Raw genomic sequence first — 19,492 nt, forward strand, 5'->3', positions numbered from 1 at the left:
CGGGCGAAGATCGGCATGATCGCCTTCGACGTGCCGAACCCGACGGCCGAGACGAAGGAGCTGCGCCACCAGGGCTCGGTGGTGAAAGCGACCCTCGTGGAAGACGAATCCGTCATCGGGAAGCTGAAGGACGCCGACGAGCAGCTTGCCGTGTGCACCTTTGTGGAGATTACCGAACTCCTGCCCGTCGGTTAACTCTTCGCGCGTTGTCCGATACAATGGGTGCCACCGAAACTAGACGATAGGAGCGGCATGGCAACCATCGACACCATCAAGACCATCCTCGAGGAGAACCTCGACATCGACCCGAGCACCGTCGAGGAGAGCTCGACGTTCGACTCGCTGGGCATCGACTCGCTCGACATGGTGGAGCTGATCTGCGACCTCGAAGAGGCCTGCGACGTGGACTTCGGCGAGCCCGAGGGCCTCGACACCGTGGGCAGCCTCGTGGAGTACATCGACTCGCTGTAAGCGCGACAGCGCACGCAGTACCATCCAGCAGCACCGCGAAGGCCCGCCGATCGGCGGGCCTTCGCTTGTCCAGGGAGAATCGGGCCAGCGGAAAACCTTACGCGAGCGCCGCCTTGGCCGCGTTGGCGCCCGAGAAGCGACCGGAGGTGTAGGACCAGTTCAGACCGCACCCGCCCGCCGGGTAGTCGTCGTAGATGAACGTGCCGCAGCACACTTCGCCGGCCGCGTACAGGTGCGGGATGGGCTGACCGTCGGTGTCGAGCACCTGGAACTCGGTGTTCACGCGATAGCCGCCGAAGCTGCCGTGCGTGCACACGCCCATCGTCAGCACGTAGAAGGGAGCCTCCGCGAGCGGGACGAGGTTCTCGGCCTTCTTCTTGAACTGGGTATCCTCGCCGGACGCGGCCAGCTCGTTGTACGCGTCGAGCGCCGTCTGCGCCGCAGCGCCGTCGATGCCGAGCGCTGCCGCCGCCTCGGCCACCGTGTCGGCCTTCGCGAACATGCCCTGCTCCAAGCCGAAGTCGAGCTTGCTGCGCAGATCCTCGTCAAGCGCGTCCACCATGGCCTGGTCGTACACCGCGAAGAACTTCTGATCGTCGAAGTGCGCCACGTCGTAGTAGATGTCGTGCGTCTGGCCGGCCTCGTTGGCGAAGCGCTCGCCCTTGGAGTTGATCCACAGCGCCTTGTTGCTGATGAGCTTCGACTGGCCCGGCTCCACGGGACAGGCGAGGATGCCGTTCGTGCCGCCGTGGCCCACGTAGTCCGCGCCGATGTCGAGGCCCATCTGCAGCCCCTCGCCCGTGCAGCCGACGCCCACCTCGGTGTACACGCCCGAGTAGTCGGGGCAGTACCCATCGATCATCTCGACGTTGCGGCAGAACCCGCCCGTGGACACGATCACGTTCTTCGCGTTGTAGAGCACCGTCGAGCCGTTCCCGCGCTTTGCGAGCACGCCGGCCGCCGCGCCGCCGTCATCGACCACGAGCGATTCCACCGTGGTGCCGAAGTGGAACTCGGCGCCGTGCTCCTGAGCGTACGCCGTGACGGCGCTCAACGCGTCCATGGCGTTGTTGACGCAGTTATGGCCGCGCGGCACCGGGTCCTTGCCCTTCTTCGACACGGTCTCCTTGAAGGGCACGCCCAGCTCGCCCGTCAGCCAGTCGATGGTTTCGCCGAAGTGCTCGGCGCAGAACTTCTGCACGTCGTAGTCCAGCTTGTCGCCGCCGCGCGACAGGAAGTAGTCGAGCAGCCCCGACGGATCGTCCTCGATGCCCGCGGCTTTCTGCAGCTGCGTGCCCGCGCCGTAGAACGTGCCGAGGGCCAGCGAGCTGGAACCGGCCAGCCACGCCATCTTCTCCAGCAGCACGGTCTTCGCGCCGGCCGCCGCAGCCTGGCCCGCCGCCGTCACGCCGGCACCGCCGCCGCCCAGAACCACCACGTCGAAGTCCACCGTCTCGTACGCCTCGGCGGCCGCGGCCTGCTGCGGCGCGCAGCCGAACAGGCTGCCCAGCGCCATGGTGGCCAAACCGCCCGTCAGCGCCTGGGCGAACTGCCGGCGCGTCAGCGGCATGGAAGCCATCGTCGTCTCGGTGGCAGCAGTGGCGGTGCGTCCCGTCTTGATTCCCGTCATGATTGATCCTTTCCTCCCTAGGGTGATGCTTCATGCCCTGCACTCTACGCACGATGCGCGCACCTCAGAAGCCACCTTCCGGGTGAAAAACACCCGATGCCGCCGGGTTTCACCCGGAAGGTGTGAGGCGTGCTCTACGCGTAGTGCACGCGCTCGGGCGTGCTCGTATATACTGGTTGCCGTACTTCGTCCCCCTGCAAGAATCGAGGATCGATGCCGCACGCGAGCGCAACCGCTCGAACGAATCAGATGCGCGCCCTCATGGGCGGCGCCTTCCTGCCGTCGTTTCTGGGGCTGGCGGCCACGCGCGTCTGGCTGCAGGTGAACCTGTTCGCGTCGTACACGCAAAGCGACGACGGGCTGTTCACGGTGGTCAACAACCTCGCGTACGGCCTGGTGATGGTCATCGGCGCGGCCATCGCGCTGCGCAAGCCGTTCTCAAAGGGCAACCGCACGGCGGTGGCGTGGCTCGGCTTCGCCGTCATGACGTTCTCCACCGTGCTCATCCTGGCGGGCAAGGAAACCGGTGCCGTCGATATCTTGGCGGTGGCCAGCGTGTGCGCCGGCATCGGCAGCGCGCTGGGCGGCGGCATGTGGACGGCGGCGTACGTGCGGCTGGGATTGCGCCAGTCGGTGCTGTACGGGTTCTTGTCGCTGGCCCTCGGATCGCTCGGCGGCCTGGCGCTCAGCTTCCTGCCCGAGGCGCTCAGCTACACGGTGAGCATGTTCATGCCGGCCATCGCCCTCTTGTGCTACCAGCGCGCCATGAAGACCGACGTGGGACCGCAGCCCGCGCCCGAGCCGATCTACGACAAAGAGCCGCGCAGCACCATGCTGTTCATCTTCGGCGGCCTGGCCGTGTTCGGGCTGGCGCTGGGCATCTCGCGCGGCTTCCACGCCGGCGAGCCCGTGCCCATGGACGCGTTGCAACGCGTCGTCCACCAGATGGGCGTCGTGGTGATCAGCCTGTTCATCATCTGGTGGTTCATCGTGAAGCGCAAGCGGCTGAGCTTCTCGTTCCTCTGGCGCATCGAGATCATGCTGGTGGCCGCGGGCATGCTGATCCTGTCGGTGTTCCCCGGGCACTTCACGGGGCTGGCCATCGCTACCGTCAACATCGCCGACACGCTCATGCTGGGCGTGCTGTGGATCACGCTGCAGGACGTGGCGCGCCACACCACCACCGACGTGTACGCCGTGTATGGGTTCGCCTGGGCGTCGCGCGTGCTGTCGCGCGACGCGGGCCGCGTGCTGATCATGGTGCTGGGCGCGATGGGGGCCTCGTCGTACGCGGTGACCGCCGTCATCGGCATCGTGGTGTTCGCGCTGGCCGCCAGCATGGCGCTGCTGCTGTCGGACGGCATTTTGAAGCTGCGGCCGCTGTTCACCGAAGACGTGGCGGCTCCCGCCCCGCGAAGCGCGGCGGGCGCGGCGCGCGAGACGAGGCGAGCGGAGATGGAAGGGGCGGGAGCCGCGGCGCCGACCCCCGCGGCGATGCCGAGCGCGCAGGCCCAGCCGGACCCGCAGGAGTGGTTCCGCGACGCGTTCGACCTGTCGGAACGCGAGACGGAAGTGGCGCTGCTCATCGCCCAGGGACGCAGCAAGTCCTACATCGCCGAGGCGCTGTGCCTGTCGGAGAACACGGTGCGCACGCACGCCAAGAACGTCTACACGAAACTCGACGTGCATTCGAAGCAGGAATTGATCGACCTGCTGCAGAATAGGGAGTAGAGGCCTACCCTCTCCCCCAGCGCGGCGGAAGCTTCGGGATGAGCGCGTCTTGCTCCGCGCCGATCGCATGCCGCTTTCTTGCCGAATCGGCGCGACGTGCGGTCGCTAGGCCGCAGACGCCCTTTCGCGCCATGGGGAAGGGCTGTCCCCAACGCACGCATTCCGACCCCCCCCCCGCAGCGTCCGGGCAGAAGGCGTCTACCCCTCCAGCTGTTCTTTCAGCGCGCCTACCGAGTACAGACTGCCGAACGCGCAGATGAGGCCGTCGGCTCCCGCCAGCTCGCGCGCCTTCGCCAATGCATCGGCCATGTCGCGCGCGACGTGAGGCCGCATGTGCGCCGAGCACCCCAGCACGTCCTGCCCCGTCCAGCGGATGGCGCGCGCCAGCCTGTCGGCGGAAAGCGCGCGCGGGTTGTCGGGCGTCACCGCCACGAACCCCCCGACGAGCGGCATCACGGTTTCCAGCATGGCCGGGTAGTCCTTGTCCTCCAGCACCCCCATGATGAACACAGGCTTGCGACCGGGGAACACGTCGGCCAGCGAATCCACGAGCGCGCGGGCGCCCTGGGGATTGTGCCCGCCGTCCACGACGACGGTCGGCTCGCCCTCCCCCGCGCGCACGATCTCGAAGCGCCCCGGCCAGGCGGCGCCTGCGACGCCCTGACGCACCGCGTCGTCGTCGATGGCCCATCCGTGCGTGCGCAGCGCTTCGGTCACCTCGATGGCCAGCGCCGCGTTCGCCGGCTGGTACGATCCCAGCAGCTTCGTGCGCAGGTCGGCGAAGCGCCCGTACGAGAACGAGCGCGCGGGCGCGCCGGAAGCGCCCCAATCCACCGGGCCCACGTTCAAGCACGCGAAATCGGGCACGGTGAGCGTATCGCCCGCCGCCGCGGCCGCCTGCTCGACCACGGCCATCGCTTCGGCGTCCTGCGGCCACGACACCACGGCGGATCCCGGCTTCACGATGCCGGCCTTCTCGCCCGCGATGGCGGCCAGCGTGGTGCCGAGCAGCTTCGTGTGGTCGAGGCCGATGCGCGCGATGACGGCCGCCTCGGGCGCGTCGATGGCGTTCGTCGAATCGAGGCGCCCGCCGAGGCCCACTTCGAGCACCACGATATCGCAGCCTCGGCGCGCGAAGTGCACGAGCGCCACCGCCGTCATCAGCTCGAATTCGGTGGGGTGGTCGGTCATGGCCTCGGCCTGCTCCTTCACGAGCAACGCGACCTCGGCCAGTTGGTCCAGCGCGATGTTAACGCCGTCCACGCGGATGCGCTCTTCGAACGTGATCAGGTAGGGGCTGGTGAACAGCCCCGTGCGCAAGCCGGCCGCTTGCAAGATGGAAGCCAGGTACGCGCAGGTCGAACCCTTGCCGTTCGTGCCGGCCACGTGCACGAACTTGAGGCGGTCCTGCGGACGGCCCAGCCGGTCGAGCAGCTCGCGAATGCGATCGAGCCCCAAGCGCGATTCCATCCAGCGGGGCTCGTTGATGTAGGCGATAGGATCGAACGGCATATCCAGCCTCCCAAAAAAACACGAACGAGTGTTTCAAATGAAACACTCGTTCCCTTGTACAACGGTATTCAGTCTAGTCCTGCGTCAAATACTCCGCGATGCCCGCGGCGGCGCGCTTGCCGGCACCCATGGCCAGGATCACGGTGGCCGCGCCGATGACCGCGTCACCGCCGGCGAACACGCCCGGCTTCGACGTGGCGCCCGTGCGCTCGTCGGCCACGATCAGGCTGCGCGGCGTCACTTCCAGCCCCGGCGTGGTTTTCGCGATCAGCGGGTTGGTCTTCGAGCCCGCCGCAACCACCAGCATGTCGATGTCGATGACGAACTCGCTGCCCTCGACCGCCGTCGGGCGGCGACGGCCGCTCGCGTCAGGCTCGCCCAGCTCCATGCGCACGCATTCGACGCCGGACACCCAGCCCTTCTCGTCGCCCAGGATGCGCGTCGGGTTCGTCAGCAGCTGGAAACGGATGCCCTCCTGCTCGGCATGGTGCACTTCCTCGGCGCGCGCCGGCATCTCCTCGCGGCCGCGGCGGTACACCACGGTCACCTCGGCGCCCAGGCGCCTCGCCGTGCGCGCGGCGTCCATGGCCACGTTGCCGCCGCCCACCACCACGCACTTCTTGCCAGCGTACACCGGCGTCTCGTACTCGGGGAACAGGTACGCCTTCATAAGGTTCACGCGGGTCAGCAGCTCGCTTGCCACCGACACGCCGTTGAGGCCCTCGCCCTCGATGCCCAGGTAGCTGGGAAGCCCCGCGCCCGTGCCCACGAACACCGCGTCGAAGCCGCGATCCTCCATGAGCTCGTCGATGTCGTAGAGCTTGCCCACCAGCGCGTTCACCTCGAACGACACGCCCTTGTCGCCCAGCTTCGACACCTCGCGCTGCACGAGGTCCTTCGGAAGACGGAACTCGGGGATGCCGTAGGTCAGCACGCCGCCCACCTTGTGCAGCGCCTCGAACACGGTCACGTCGCAGCCCAGCTTCGCCAGCTCGCCCGCGCACGTCAGCGACGCCGGGCCCGAGCCCACAACGGCCACGCGCTTGCCGGAAAGGTCGATCGATGCCGCCGCGTCATCGCCGGCCGTCTGCTCGACGAGCCCTTCGCCTTCGCACGCGAACTCCTCCATAGCCGCAGCCGCTTCCTCAGGGTGCTCGAACGCCCAGTCAGACGTGAAGCGTTCCAGACGACCGATAGAAACGGGCTCGCCGTTCTTTCCGCGCGTGCACACGCCCTCGCACTGCGTCTCCTGCGGGCACACGCGTCCGCAGATGGCAGGCAGCGAGTTCGCGCTCTTCACTATGGCGTACGCACGGGCGAAATTGCCCTCGGCCACCTGTGCGATAAACTGCGAGATGGGAACGCCCACGGGGCAGCCGCCCACGCACGGAGCGTTCGGGCACTGGATGCAGCGGCGCGCCTCAGCTACCGCCTCTTCTTCGGAGTAGCCCAGAGCCACCTCGTCGAACGTCTGCGCACGCTCGACCGGATCGAGCTCCGGCATGGGAACGCGCGTCTTCTGCCTGTTCACCTCGTAGTTCGTCCGCGCCATGCTAGGCCCCCTTCCGCTCGTCGCCCGCATGCGCGCCGCACGAGCGTCCTTCGCGCGCCTCGGCCTCGAAGCTCCGGTACATCACGCCGCGACGCATGGCGTCGTCGAAGTCCACCAGATGGCCGTCGAAGTCTGGGCCGTCCACGCACGCGTGCAGGTACTCGTCGCCCACCTTCACGCGGCAACCGCCGCACATGCCGGTGCCGTCGATCATGAGAGGGTTCATGCTCACGTACGTTTTGATGCCGTAGGGCTTCGTCGTGGCGGCCACGAACTTCATCATGATGACGGGCCCCACAGCCAGAACGAGGTCGTAGTCCGCGCCCTCGTCGATGCGCTGCTGCAGCGCCTGCGTCACCAGGCCCTTGTTTCCGTTCGAACCATCGTCGGTCATGATGATCTGGCGCGTGGAATGCCGGTCGATCTCGTCTTCCAGCAGCACGAGGTCCTTGTTGCGGAAGCCGGTGATAACATCCACCTCGCAGCCATGGTCGTACAGCCACTTGGCCTGAGGAAACGCGATGGCTGTTCCCAAACCGCCGCCGATGACGCACGCGCGCTTCGCGCCTTCCAGCTCGGTGGGGTTGCCCAACGGCCCGGCGAAGTCCTGCAGCGCGTCGCCCGCTTTCATCTGGGCGAGGCGTATCGTGGTGGCGCCAACCGCCTGGAAGATGATCGTAATCGTGCCCGCCTCCGGGTCGCAGTCGTTCATGGTCAACGGGATGCGCTCGCCCTGCTCGTCGATGCGCAGCATGATGAACTGACCCGGCTTGATCTTCTTCGCGATCTCGGGCGCGCGCACCACCATGCGCGTCACCTCGGGATTGAGCGCCTCTACCTGTTCGATGGGATACACGTCACTGCCCTTCTCGTCTCAGATACAAAAGCAGCACCGAAAGCGGTGCCGTCTCGTAGATGTGGCCGTCAGTATAGCAAAGGCGCTGCCGCACCTATGTTACGAGCATGTTTCCACCCGGCCAGTGGAGGAAATCGCGCCGGAAGGGTTTCTCAATGTTCTGGCGTGCGTCAACAATCCCCCAACGGAGCAACCGGAGAGCATGCGGGGAGGCTCCTGCATGGTAAGCTGGGGAATCGTCCGGTCCGCGGGCAAGACGCCCGGGGTTTCGTTTGGGAGAACGCGATGGCTCACCTCTACTTTCTGCACAACCGCCTGCAAGCCGCCCCGGCAGGCACGCCCATCGACGCCGATCAGCCGGTGGTCGAAGTGCTCAACTCGCTGGAAATTGGCGAGGCCTGCTTCCTCAGCTCCGAGACGCGGGAGTCGCTGCGCTCCATATACACGGTCGAGAACACCTACCTCGATGTGTTCCCCCACTGCCTCATCGGATCGTTCGCCGTGCCCAACAAGAACCACATCCTGTTCGACCCGCTCTGCTTCGCGTTCTACTTCGACGCCACGCATCTGGTGTTCCTCGACGACGGCACCACCTGCGCGCGCGTTCTCGAGGAAATCGCCTCGCAAGGCGTTTTGAAGCAGCCCACCGTCGGTCACTGCCTGTTCGAGTTCATGAAGATGCTCATGAAGAACGACCTCTCCTTCCTGGCCGATCTGGAGGATCGCATGGAGGACGTGGAGGAGTCCATCATCGATCGCGGCAAGAACGCCAACAGCCGCACCATGCTGACGTTCCGGCGCAAGCTGCTGCGCATCGACACGTACTACCAGCAGCTGGTGGACATGGCCAGCGGCATAGCCGAAAACGAGAACGGGCTGCTCAGCAAGGAGGAAAGCCGCCTATTCCTGGTAGCGGAACGTCAGGCCGAACGCCTGTTGAAGCGCTCGCTCACCCTCAAGGAGTACAGCTTGCAGTTGCGCGAACTGTACCAGACGCAAATCGACCTGCAGCAGAACAACACGATGCAGTTCTTCACGGTTATCACCACGTTGTTCGCGCCGCTGACGCTGCTGACCAGCTGGTTCGGCATGAATTTCACGAACATGCCCGGCCTTGACTGGCGCTGGGGCTACGAAGCCATCATCGCCGTATCGGTAATCATCGTCGTGATCGAAATCATCATCTTCAAGCGCAAGAAGTGGCTGTAGTGCCTCACCCCCTCCCGCGCATCCAACGAAGGCCCAGATGGCAAAAAAGCATCGAATTCGGAAGTTGCCGCCTGGGATCGACTGCGAGCCGACCGTGCTCCGGATAACCACCCCGCATAATGCCTGATTGCGAAGAGCACTTCTTCTGGTGCCGCGCACGGCGCTTGCTCAAGGCTTGCGATGCATTCCGAATTCGATGCTTTTTTGCCATTTCGGCCTCGATCCGCTGCACGAGCGCCAAAGGGGCAATCTCGAACCGAAGGGGGCTGCGCACTAAGCCAGCCGCTAACGAAAGAAATCAGCTGTTTTTTCGTTACGCTGCGAAAAGGCCCCGCTATCGAAAGAAACCTTTCGTTAACGGGGCTGTATGAGGCAAGGGGACGGACGGCGCTTGCGTCGAGCCGTTACAGCAGCGGCGGTTGCTCGACGTGCGGGGGTTCGGCGGCTTTGGCGGCGGCCTCCGCGGCCCGTTCGGCTTCGCTTGCGCGCAACAGCTCGCCCAGCGTGGCGAAGTCGTTCTCCAGCGCCTCGCGCTTGGAACCGTCGTACAGCGCGGCCGCCGGGTGGAAGATGGGGAACACCTTGAACTTGCCGGCGCGCTGCACGGTGCCGTGCAGGCGCGTGATGCCGATATCCGTCTTCAGGATGAACTTCGTGGAGAAGTTCCCCAGCGTCACCAGGAACTCGGGATCGATGGTGCGCGTCTGCTCGCGCAGGTACGGCGTGCACAGCTCGATCTCCTCGGGACGCGGGTCGCGGTTTCCGGGCGGGCGGCACTTCAGCACGTTCGCGATGAACACGTCCTCGCGGACGAGCCCGGCGACGGCCAGCAGCTCGTTGAGGTACTTGCCCGCCGCGCCCACGAAGGGCTCGCCTTGCAGGTCTTCGTTCTTGCCCGGCGCCTCGCCGATGATCATGACGCGTGCTTCGGGATTGCCCACGCCGAACACCGTCTGCGTGCGGCCGTCGGCCAAGGGGCACTTGCGGCACCCTTCCACCTGCGCGCGTATCTCGTCGAGCGGAATATGCGGCTTGGTCATGCGAATCCCCTTTCCTACACGTACACGCGCGGCATGCGCAAGCTGAACCCGCAGGCCAGCTCGTAGTTGATGGTGCCCAGCGTGTTCGCCATGTCGTCGAGGGTGATCACGGAATCGCCCTCGCGTCCCACCAGCAGCACCTCGTCGCCAATCATCGGATCGAGCCGGCGCCGGCTGCCGTACACCCGCAGATCCACCTCGAACATGCACTGGTCCATGCAGATGTTGCCCACCTGATGGCAGCGCTGCCCCTTGAGGATCACGTCGGTGCGCCCCGACAGGCCGCGACGCAGGCCGTCGGCGTACCCCACGGGCACGGTGCATATCTTCACGCTGCCGGGACTGCGGTAGTTCATGCCGTAGCTCACGCCCTCGCTCATGGGCACGGTGCGCACGTCGGTGATGCGCGCGTGCACGCTCATGGCGGGGTGCAGGTCGATCATCGGGCGCGTGACGCCCGACGGATGCAGGCCGTACATGGCTATGCCCAGGCGCACCATGTCGAACTGCACGTCAGGATAGCGGATGGCCGCGGCCGAGTTCGCCGCATGCACGATGCCGGGGTTGACGCCTGCCGTGCGCAGCGCCGTGACGGCCTCGATGAACCGCTTCACCTGGATCTGGAAGTCCAACGTCTCCGCGGAGTCGGCCGTGGCGAAGTGCGTGAACGTGCCCACGAGGTCGAGCGCGCGATGGAAGCTCACCTGCCCCATGAACTCGACCACTTCGTCGTGGCGCACGCCGATGCGGTTCATACCCGTGTTCACCGCCAGGTGGTACGGAGCGCGCACGCCGTACGCGTCGGCGGCCTCGGCGTACTGGATGGCGAACTCGGAGGTATAGACGCTCGGCATGACCTTGTAAGCCAGAAGCAGCGGGATGGCCGTCTCGGGCGGCTGCGAAAGAACGAGGATGGGCGCGTTTACCAGCGCCTCGCGCAGCTCGATGGCTTCGTTCACCGTGGCCACGCCCAGGTAGTCGGCGCCGGAGTTGAGCGCGGTCTTGGCACAGCGCACCGCGCCGTGACCGTATCCGTCGGCCTTCACCACGGCCATGAGGCGCACGCCGTTGTCGATGCGCTGCTTGACGGCGCTCGTGTTATGACGGATGGCGTTGAGGTCGATCTCGGTCCACGACCAGCGGCGGTCGACGTCGGGAATGAGGCGCAGCTTGTCGGGGTCGAATTGGGCCGGCTCGCCGTCGGGCCGCGCGTGGTCGCGCGCGTACTGGAACGCGCCCTCCGCTCCGCTGCTGAACGCCGCCGTGGCCGCCTCGTACGCGCCCTTGTTGGCCGCGTTGCCCGCCGGAGGCTGCTCGCCTACGTATCGCGGCGTACCCATCGCCGCGCTCGCCGACACGAAGCCGTTGGGCCTGCGTTGCGAGAAACCGGTGAACCCGTTGGGAAGATCCTGTGCCATGCTCTACGCCTTTCAGTCGATCGGGCATCAGTATAGCACTTGGGATCGTGGCGAAGCCCGCCCTCATTCATGCAGCATGTCCAACAGCTCTTGACGACGGTGGATGTCGAGCTTCGTGTAAATGTGCTTCGCGTGCGTGCGCACGGTGTTCTCGCTGATGACCAGGCGCTCGGCGATGGCGGCCATGCTGTTCCCGCGCGCGATAAGCTCCATGACCTCCGTTTCGCGCGTCGACAACCCGTGCGCCTCCTGCAGCATGAGACATTGCTTCGACGTGCGATCGCGGATGACGCCCGCGTCTTCGGATGCCGAAGGGCGATTCCGTCGGCGCTTTGCCGCAGGTTTCGCCGCCTTCTGCTGCCGCGGCTCCTCCGGCGCGCCGACCGCCAGGAACTCGATGGGATCGGCCGTCACCGTGCCCTTCGCCGCCAGCGATTTGAACAGCGTGCCCGTGGCCGCCAGCAGCGTGAGGCCCAGCACGTAGCTCGATACCATGGCCACGATGAACAACCACTCGCGACCGCCGATCCACATGAAGTCGCTCACCCAGCCCAGCAAGAAGCCGGCGCTCTGCATGATGTAGGCCACGCCGCCGAAGAACCCGTAGATGAACACCGGGTTGATGCCGCGGTCGCGCGAGATCTGCGCGCACTGCATCATCATGAGCATCTGCACTAGCGAGAACACCATGTACGTAAGCGCCGCGAACAGGTTGAGATAGGTCGCACCCAAAAACGGCAGCAGCAAGAACCCCGTGATGATGAGCGGATACACCACACGGAACACCGAGGTCAGCCCGAACCGGAAGCTCATGCGGTACCACAGCACCAACAGCACCACCGCCGACACCAACGAGCCCAGCATCGACGCGCTGTTCACCACTGCGCCGATATCCTCGTGCAGAAGCGCGATGCCGCGGATGACGCCGCTGGCGAACGCGAGCGACCCCACGCACAGCGCACTGCGCCAATAGTCGGCCACCACCTGCCGATACACGCGCGGATGCTGCTGCGGCACGTCCTCGAACATAGGCTGGTCCACGTGCATCTCGCGCACCGAAAGCGCGATGCAAAGGCCGCACAAGGGCACGAACACGAGCGGTATGAGGAAAGCCGTCAGCGCGATGGGCACGAGGTACAGCGCAAAGTAGATGAGCGGCGCGATGGCCGTGCCCACGATGAGCCGCAAGTTGCCCTCGGCCGACGGCAGCGACGCGAAGTAGCGCTGCCATAGCATGAACATGCCCGCGCACCCGATGCCCAGCAACACGCCACCGGCGAACACCAGCGGGAGCGTGGCCGCCTGCACGTACATGGCCGCGATAAGGCAGGCCGACCCGGCGAACACCAACAGCGCGCTCAGCGACACCAGCATCACACGCGCGCCGCGCGGAAAGTAGTACGATCCGAGCATGCTGGCTACGAACGCGCCGCCGAACGCGAGCGCCTGGGCTAGGAAGAACGTGAGGGTGATCTCCGCCGTCTGGAATTCGAGCGGCAGAAACGGGAAGACACCGCCCCAAATGGACGTGGCGTTCACCGTGAGAAAACATGCGTAGCCCCAACTGGACACATGCATGCGCGATGAGCTTTGCTCCACGACCCCTCCTATCCCAGCTTGCACGACGCTTCGCATGGTAGCATAGCCGTCGGCTCCGAAACGGGGGATTCAGAGAATAGTGATGACTCCTACCTGGGGTTTTGTTCTTAAATCACATGACGAGTGTGATTCCCCCGCCAGCTGTTTCCGGTACTTTGGAACAGGCGAGAGGAACAATCGAAGCAAGAGGAGGGAACCATGACCATGAACGAATCGAGCGTATCGCGCCGCACGTTCGTCAAGGGATCGCTGGCCGGCCTGGCGCTTGCCGGCGCTGCCGGATCGACCGCGCTGTACGGCTGCGCGCCGAAGGACGAGAAGGGCGCCGCAAGCGAGGGCGCTGGCGCATCGACCGACCAGATCTCGTGGAGCCAGTGCAACGTCAACTGCGGCGGCAACTGCGTCTTCCAGTGGCACTCCCAGGACGGCAAGATCGTCTACATGGAGTCCGACAACACCGGCGACGTCGATCTGCAGGCGCGCGCCTGCCTGCGCGGCCGCTCCATGCGCCGTTGGATCAACAGCCCCGATCGTCTGACGAAGCCCATGAAGCGCGTCGGCAAGCGCGGCGAAGGCAAGTTCGAGGAGATCAGCTGGGACGAGGCCATCGACACCATCGCCAGCGAGCTGAAGCGCGTCATCGACACGTACGGCAACGAGGCCATCTACGTGAACTACGCCACCGGCATGTACTCCACCACCGGCAAGCAGCCGGGCCTGCGTCTGTTGGGCCTGCTGGGCGGCTACATCAACCAGGCGTACGACTACTCCACCCACATGCTGCAGGTCGCCCTGCCCTTCATGTACGGCAGCAAGTGCAGCCCGTACGACAACGTGCACGCCTCCTCGTTCTCCGAGGCCGAGCGCGCCTCCGACCTCGTGGTGATGTTCGGCAACAGCCCGGCGGAAACCCGCATGGGCGGCGCGAACGCCGTGTGGGACTTCGCGAAGGTGCGCGAGTCCGTCACCGGCCGCGGCGGCAAGATCGTGAACATCGACTACCGCATGAACGAGTCGTGCTCGGGGCATCCGGACGAGTGGCTGCCCATCCGTCCCGGCACCGACGCCGCGCTGGCGTCCGCCATCGCGCACGAGTGGATCGCGAACGACCAGGTGGACAAGGGCTTCCTGGACGAGTACTGCGTCGGCTACGACGAGGACACCATGCCCGAGAGCGCCAAGGGCCAGAACAAGTCCTACAAGGACTACATCATGGGCACCGGCTACGACATGGTAGAGAAGACCGCCGAGTGGGCCGCCCCCATCACCGGCATCCCGGCCGAGCGCATCAAGCAGCTGGCAGCCGACATCGCCGCCGCCGAGGCGCCGTTCATCTGCCAAGGCTGGGGCCCGCAGCGCCACACGAACGGCGAGGACACGTCGCGCGCCATCTGCATGCTGCCCGTGCTCATCGGCAAGATCGGCCTGCCCGGCACGAACACCGGCCAGCGCGAGGCCGAACCGCCCACCTATCTCGTGGGAAGCCTGCCGTTCGAGAATCCCATCAAGACGGCCATCCCGGTGTACCAGTGGATCAACGCCGTGGACCACGGCAAGGAGATGACGGCCACCAACGCCGGCATCGTGGGCGCCGACAAGCTGAACAACGACATCAAGTTCCTGTGGAACTACGCGGGCAACTGCATCACGAACCAGCACGGCGACATCAACTACACGCACGACGTTTTGGCAGACGAGAGCAAGCTGGAGTTCATCCTGGTGTGGGACACCGTGATGACCGACTCCGCCAAGTACGCCGACATTCTGCTGCCCGACGCCATGCGCTCCGAGCAGCTGAACATGCAGACGCAGGGCTACTCCGAATACTACACCGCCGTCGTCGTGGGCGGGCCCGCGCAGGAAGCGCCGGGCGAGTGCCGCTCCAGCTACGACGTGTGCGCCGACATCGCCGACAAGTTCGGCAAGAAGGACGCGTTCACCGAGGGCAAGACGCAGGAAGACTGGATCAAGGAGCTCTACGAGGCCGGCGCGAAAGCCGACGGCAACATGCCCACCTGGGACGAGATCAAGGAGCAGGGCGTGTACAAGCGTCCGCTGGAGCCGGCCATCGGCCTGGTGGACTTCCGCACCGACCCGGTGAAGAACCCGCTGTCCACGCCGTCGGGCAAGATCGAGATCTACTCCGAGCAGCTGGCCGAGATCGCCGCCACGTGGGAGCTCGAAGAGGGCGACGTCATCAACCCCATCCCCGTGTTCACGCCCGGCTTCCAGGGCTACGGCTCGGTGACCGACGAGTACCCGCTGTACTGCACGGGCTTCCATCACAAGAGCCGCACCCACTCCTCCTTCGGCTTCATCCCCGAGCTGGAGCAGGTGGCGCGCCAACAGCTGTGGATCAACCCCGCCGACGCCGAGTCGCGCGGCATCGCCAGCGGCGACACGGTGGCCGTGAAGAGCCCCGCCGGCGAGATCCGCATCGAGGCTTTGGTCACGCCGCGCATCATCCCGGGCACCATCGGCATCCCGCAGGGCGCGTGGCACAAGGCCGACATGAACGGCGACCGCGTGGACGAGGGCGCGTGCGTCAACACGCTGACCACGTACCGCCCGACGCCGCTTGCCAAGGGCAACGGCCCGGCGCACTCCATCATCGCCCAGATCACGAAAGCCTAACGGGGGGAGGACCACATGACTCAGTACGGATTTTTCTTCGACAGCACGCGCTGCACGGGTTGCCGCACCTGCGAGATGGCGTGCAAGGACTACAAGGACCTGTCCGCCACCATCGCATTCCGCAAGGTGTACGACTACGAGGGCGGCGCCTGGAGCGACGTGGGCGACGGCACCTTCACGTCCGACGCGTTCGCCTACCACGTGTCGCTGGGCTGCCAGCACTGCGCGATGCCGGCCTGCATGGCCAAGTGCCCGCAGGGTGCCATCGAGAAGGATACCAAGACGGGCCTGGTGCACATCAACCAGGAAAAATGCACGGGCGTGGGCGCCTGCGTGGAGACGTGCCCCTACAACGTGCCCATCGTGGACAAGGCCCTGGGCAAGGGCGTGAAATGCGACGGCTGCGCCGACCGCGTGGCCGAGGGCAAGAGCCCCATCTGCGTGGAGGCCTGCCCGTTGCGCGCGCTGGAGTTCGGCGACATCGAGGAGCTGAGGGCGAAGCACGAAGGAACGGTGGCAGGCATTGCGCCGATGCCGTCGCCCGACGAGACGACGCCCTCCATCGCAATCCTGCCGTGCCCGGCGGCGAAGGAGCCCGGCGACACCACTGGCGCCATCGCCAATGAGAAGGAAGTGACGGGCGTGGCCTAACCGGCATCCGCCACTCGAAGGGGCGCCGCAGGGGCGCCCCTTCGCATCTTCGAACGAAGGCCCCCTTCCCCAGGACGGGGCTTCCCCGCGCACGGCGCCGCCCGAACGGGCTCCGGGGAATCGACGGGCCTTCGTGGTAGAATCGTCTTCGTCTTCCATCGTTTCCGACCGAAAGCGGCATTATGCCACGGGGCTTCTTTTACGACAATACGCGCTGCACCGGGTGCAGAACCTGCGTCATAGCGTGCAAGGACTACCATGACCACGGACCGGACATGGCCTTCCGCATGGTCATCGACTACGAAGGCGGCTCCTGGCAACCCGATGTCGACGGGACGTTCTCGCAGGACGCGTTCGCCTACCACGTGTCCATCTCGTGCAACCACTGCAACAACCCCGTGTGCACCCGCGTATGCCCCACCGGCGCCATGCATAAAGACGAGCTCGGGCTGGTCTGGCCCGATGCCACCAAGTGCATCGGCTGCGGCTACTGCACCATGGCCTGCCCCTACCACGCACCGCATATCGACGCGCGCCTGAAACGCAGCAGCAAGTGCGACGGCTGCCGCGACCGCCTCGTCGACGGCGAGCAGCCTGTCTGCGTGGAAGCCTGCCCGCTGCGCGCGCTGGAGTTCGGGCTGACGTCCGAGCTGACCGACCGCCACCCCGACGCAGTGCGCTCCATCCTGCCGCTGCCGGACGAATCGGCCACGCGCCCCAACCTCCTCATCCTGCCGTCGCCTGCGGCCGAACGAGCCGAAAAGCAGGGAGGCAGCATCGTGAACCGAACGGAGCTTCATCTATGACCAGCGGATTCGACGCCTTCTCGCTGGGCCTGTTCACCTCGCTCGCACCGGCGGGCGTCGTTGCGTTCCTGGCACTCGCGCTCGTGCGGCTCTGGTCGCGCGACCGCACGGCCTCAGTGCGCATCGACCGTATGATCGCGCTGCCGTTCAGCGTGGTTCTGATCGGGTTCATCGCCTCGGCCACGCACCTCGGAACGCCCGCGAACGCGCTGCACGTGTTCTCGGGCGTCGGCCGCTCGCCGCTGTCCAACGAGGTTCTGAGCGCTGTCGCGTTCCTGTTCCTGGTAGGTTCGTACTGGATGATGGCGTTCAAGGAGCGCTTTCCCGATGCCGTGGCGAAGCCATGGCTGGCGTTGGCCTGTCTGGCAGGAATCGCGCTTATCGCGTGCACGTCCATGGCGTACAACGTGGACACGGTTCCTACCTGGGATACCGCATTCACGCCGGCGAACCTCGTGTTGGCAGCGTTGCTGGCAGGCCCTGTGTTGGGGCTCCTGTTCCTGGAGCTGGCGCAGGTGCGGCCGCGCGCGCTCGAGCGCGCGCTCGTCGTACTGGCGGCGCCCGCGCTCGTGGCGGGGACCGTCGTGCTCGCACTGCACCAGGAGAGCCTTTCCGCCATCGCGAACAACGAGTTCGCAGCCAGCACGCTCGCGCCTTCCTATCCTGCTGTCATCGGCGCGCATCTCATCGTAGGCGCGATCGCACTCGCAATAGCCGGCCTGTCGATGAAGCGCGTCCAATCCCGCCGCACGACACTCGCACTGAGAGCCACCGCCAGCCTGCTCGCGCTCGCAGCCGTCTTCGTCACCCGCATCGTGTTCTACCACCTGCACATGACCGTGGGATTCTGATCGAACAGTTCTCCCGTGTGGCAACACAGCGGTCGTTCGCCGACTTCCCTGATTTTGGCAAAAATTTCGAGGTAAGAAGATGTTAGCCAAGGAATACTTGCACTATAGGATGCCTTGCCCAGCTCGTTTCGACAATAATCCCAGGTCATGTTTTTCCATACAGCCTGAACCGTAGAGTTAGATGCAGATGACATCTTCCTACCTCGAAATTTTTGCCAAAATCCGACTCGCTACCGATACTATCGCTGCCCGCGCAAACAAAAACCGACTCCCCTGCGTACGAAGAAACCCTTACGATAGGAAAGTTCAGTCGCATACGTCAAACACCGCGGGGAAGCGGTTCCTAATGCCCGCCGCCGGCCATCATCTTCACGGCGTGCGGCAGGGCTTTCACCACGCCGTCCCAGTTCTCGCGGGCAGCCTTCTCGCTGCCGGGCAGGTTGATCACCAGGTGACGGCCGCGCTGCATGCACAGCGCGCGGGACAGCATGGCGTACGGCGTGATGGCCAGCGAATGCGCGCGCATGGCTTCGGCTATGCCGGGCACGTTGCGATCGCACGCGTCCATCGTGGCCTCGGGCGTCACGTCGCGCAGCGAGAGCCCGCTGCCTCCGCAGGTCAGCACCACGTCCACGTCCTGCTCGTCGCAGGCGCGCACAATGGCCGACGCGATGAACGGTCGCTCGTCGGGCACCACCACGTGGCTCTTGCACTCCCAACCGTTTTCGGCGATCAGCGTCTCCAGCGCTGCGCCGGCCGTATCCTCCTTCATGCCGCGCGTATCCGAGCACGTGATAATGGCGAAGGTGATGTTCTGTTCCATCTTACAAACTCACTTCCTCGGAAACGTCGAGCAGGACGCACTGCACAAGCGAGCCGGCAGTGCGAGAGTCGAGGCCTTCCGGCAGGATGGCCATGCAGTTGCTGCGCTGGATGACTCCGAACAGGCCCGAGCTCTGGTTCTTGACGGGCGCCACCACGTATTCGCCCTCATCGTTCTTGTACAGCGTGCCGCGCAGGAAGATGCGGCGCGGGTCCTTCTTCTTCACGTCGCGCGATAGCTTCGCCATCACCGACGGGCGCTCGAAATGCGCATACCCTTGCATCTTGCGCAGCGCGGGGCGGATGATCATCTCGAAGCCCACGTACGCCGCCGCCGGGTTGCCGGGCAGGCCGAACACGGGCGTACCGCGCACGATGCCGAACGTCTGGGCCTTGCCGGGACGAATGTTCACCGTGGTCATCAGCAGCTCGCCCAACTCGGACACCACGGGCTTGATGAAGTCGAAGTCGCCGTTCGACGCCCCGCCGCTGGTCACGACGAAGTCGTACGCGTCCGCCGCCGCGGACACCGCCGCCGCAAGCGCCTCCTTCGTATCCTCCACGATGGGCAGGATGACGGGTACCGCACCCGCTGCTTGCGCGCAGGCGGCAAGCGCGTAGCTGTTCGAGTTGCGGATCTTGCCGGGCGTGGGAACCTCGGTGGGGTCCACCAGCTCGCTGCCGATGGAGATGATGGCCACGCGCGGGCG

Annotated in this window: 16 protein-coding genes and 1 pseudogene; 8 read left to right on the forward strand and 9 right to left on the reverse strand. The window is 65.6% G+C overall.

Features of this window, described 5'->3' with window-relative positions; translation table 11 throughout:
• A pseudogene (locus tag ACMO6A_RS07560) lies at positions 1 to 195 on the forward strand (Tat pathway signal protein); the annotation flags it as partial.
• A 57-nt stretch (positions 196 to 252) separates the two neighbouring features.
• Positions 253 to 471 (forward strand): acyl carrier protein, encoded by a 219-nt coding sequence (locus tag ACMO6A_RS07565; protein WP_009609420.1) that lies wholly within the window; start codon positions 253 to 255, stop codon positions 469 to 471.
• A gap of 97 nt (positions 472 to 568) precedes the next feature.
• Here ACMO6A_RS07565 and ACMO6A_RS07570 read toward each other — a convergent pair whose 3' ends face one another.
• Entirely contained in the window at positions 569 to 2,101 is a 1,533-nt protein-coding gene (locus ACMO6A_RS07570) for an FAD-dependent oxidoreductase (protein WP_114513301.1), read from the reverse strand.
• A gap of 249 nt (positions 2,102 to 2,350) precedes the next feature.
• Here ACMO6A_RS07570 and ACMO6A_RS07575 point away from each other — a divergent pair, with 249 nt between their 5' ends.
• Complete coding sequence (locus ACMO6A_RS07575; RefSeq protein WP_418471019.1) at positions 2,351 to 3,832, forward strand: response regulator transcription factor; 1,482 nt, start codon at positions 2,351 to 2,353, stop codon at positions 3,830 to 3,832.
• A 198-nt stretch (positions 3,833 to 4,030) separates the two neighbouring features.
• On the opposite strand, the gene ACMO6A_RS07580 is transcribed toward ACMO6A_RS07575, so the two are convergent.
• The 3 genes from ACMO6A_RS07580 to ACMO6A_RS07590 all read right to left on the reverse strand — a co-directional run bounded on the left by ACMO6A_RS07580 (position 4,031) and on the right by ACMO6A_RS07590 (position 7,752).
• Positions 4,031 to 5,344 carry a bifunctional folylpolyglutamate synthase/dihydrofolate synthase gene (locus ACMO6A_RS07580; RefSeq protein ID WP_418471020.1) on the reverse strand — a complete coding sequence of 438 codons (1,314 nt, stop codon included), beginning with the start codon at positions 5,342 to 5,344 and terminating at the stop codon, positions 4,031 to 4,033.
• A 73-nt stretch (positions 5,345 to 5,417) separates the two neighbouring features.
• Positions 5,418 to 6,896, reverse strand: coding sequence for an NADPH-dependent glutamate synthase (gene gltA, locus ACMO6A_RS07585; protein ID WP_418471021.1), 1,479 nt, complete (start codon positions 6,894 to 6,896; stop codon positions 5,418 to 5,420).
• Between the two features lies 1 nt (position 6,897).
• The gene (locus tag ACMO6A_RS07590) at positions 6,898 to 7,752 is read right to left on the reverse strand and encodes a sulfide/dihydroorotate dehydrogenase-like FAD/NAD-binding protein (protein ID WP_418471022.1); all 855 of its coding nucleotides are present in this window, start codon (positions 7,750 to 7,752) and stop codon (positions 6,898 to 6,900) included.
• A 285-nt stretch (positions 7,753 to 8,037) separates the two neighbouring features.
• On the opposite strand from ACMO6A_RS07590, the gene ACMO6A_RS07595 reads away from it, so the two are divergent.
• Positions 8,038 to 8,961 carry a CorA family divalent cation transporter gene (locus ACMO6A_RS07595; RefSeq protein WP_009306895.1) on the forward strand — a complete coding sequence of 308 codons (924 nt, stop codon included), beginning with the start codon at positions 8,038 to 8,040 and terminating at the stop codon, positions 8,959 to 8,961.
• Positions 8,962 to 9,365: 404 nt separating this feature from the next.
• On the opposite strand, the gene ACMO6A_RS07600 is transcribed toward ACMO6A_RS07595, so the two are convergent.
• The 3 genes from ACMO6A_RS07600 to ACMO6A_RS07610 all read right to left on the reverse strand — a co-directional run bounded on the left by ACMO6A_RS07600 (position 9,366) and on the right by ACMO6A_RS07610 (position 13,018).
• Entirely contained in the window at positions 9,366 to 10,001 is a 636-nt protein-coding gene (locus ACMO6A_RS07600; protein WP_009306896.1) for a uracil-DNA glycosylase, read from the reverse strand.
• 14 nt (positions 10,002 to 10,015) lie between these two features.
• Positions 10,016 to 11,419: an alanine racemase gene (alr, locus tag ACMO6A_RS07605; protein WP_009609368.1), complete on the reverse strand. Its 1,404-nt coding sequence runs from the start codon at positions 11,417 to 11,419 to the stop codon at positions 10,016 to 10,018.
• A 63-nt stretch (positions 11,420 to 11,482) separates the two neighbouring features.
• Positions 11,483 to 13,018 (reverse strand): helix-turn-helix domain-containing protein, encoded by a 1,536-nt coding sequence (locus ACMO6A_RS07610; protein WP_009306898.1) that lies wholly within the window; start codon positions 13,016 to 13,018, stop codon positions 11,483 to 11,485.
• A 198-nt stretch (positions 13,019 to 13,216) separates the two neighbouring features.
• Between ACMO6A_RS07610 and ACMO6A_RS07615 the strand changes: the two genes are divergently transcribed.
• The 4 genes from ACMO6A_RS07615 to ACMO6A_RS07630 all read left to right on the forward strand — a co-directional run bounded on the left by ACMO6A_RS07615 (position 13,217) and on the right by ACMO6A_RS07630 (position 17,960).
• On the forward strand, positions 13,217 to 15,652 hold the full coding sequence (locus ACMO6A_RS07615; protein WP_035585640.1) for a DMSO/selenate family reductase complex A subunit: 2,436 nt from the start codon (positions 13,217 to 13,219) through the stop codon (positions 15,650 to 15,652).
• A gap of 15 nt (positions 15,653 to 15,667) precedes the next feature.
• Complete coding sequence (locus ACMO6A_RS07620; protein WP_015761410.1) at positions 15,668 to 16,303, forward strand: 4Fe-4S dicluster domain-containing protein; 636 nt, start codon at positions 15,668 to 15,670, stop codon at positions 16,301 to 16,303.
• A gap of 182 nt (positions 16,304 to 16,485) precedes the next feature.
• Complete coding sequence (locus tag ACMO6A_RS07625) at positions 16,486 to 17,109, forward strand: DMSO/selenate family reductase complex B subunit (protein ID WP_015761411.1); 624 nt, start codon at positions 16,486 to 16,488, stop codon at positions 17,107 to 17,109.
• Positions 17,106 to 17,960 carry a dimethyl sulfoxide reductase anchor subunit family protein gene (locus ACMO6A_RS07630; protein ID WP_035585638.1) on the forward strand — a complete coding sequence of 285 codons (855 nt, stop codon included), beginning with the start codon at positions 17,106 to 17,108 and terminating at the stop codon, positions 17,958 to 17,960. Before ACMO6A_RS07625 ends, ACMO6A_RS07630 begins: the two co-directional genes overlap by 4 nt.
• A gap of 343 nt (positions 17,961 to 18,303) precedes the next feature.
• Here the strand turns inward: ACMO6A_RS07630 and ACMO6A_RS07635 are convergent, their stop codons facing one another.
• Both ACMO6A_RS07635 and ACMO6A_RS07640 read right to left on the reverse strand, forming a co-directional pair.
• Complete coding sequence (locus tag ACMO6A_RS07635) at positions 18,304 to 18,783, reverse strand: MogA/MoaB family molybdenum cofactor biosynthesis protein (RefSeq protein WP_009306903.1); 480 nt, start codon at positions 18,781 to 18,783, stop codon at positions 18,304 to 18,306.
• Between the two features lies 1 nt (position 18,784).
• A partial coding sequence (locus ACMO6A_RS07640) for a molybdopterin molybdotransferase MoeA (protein ID WP_418471024.1) occupies positions 18,785 to 19,492 on the reverse strand: 708 nt, incomplete at its 5' end.

The organism is Eggerthella sp. (assembly GCF_048329335.1).
Classification (GTDB): domain Bacteria; phylum Actinomycetota; class Coriobacteriia; order Coriobacteriales; family Eggerthellaceae; genus Eggerthella; species Eggerthella lenta.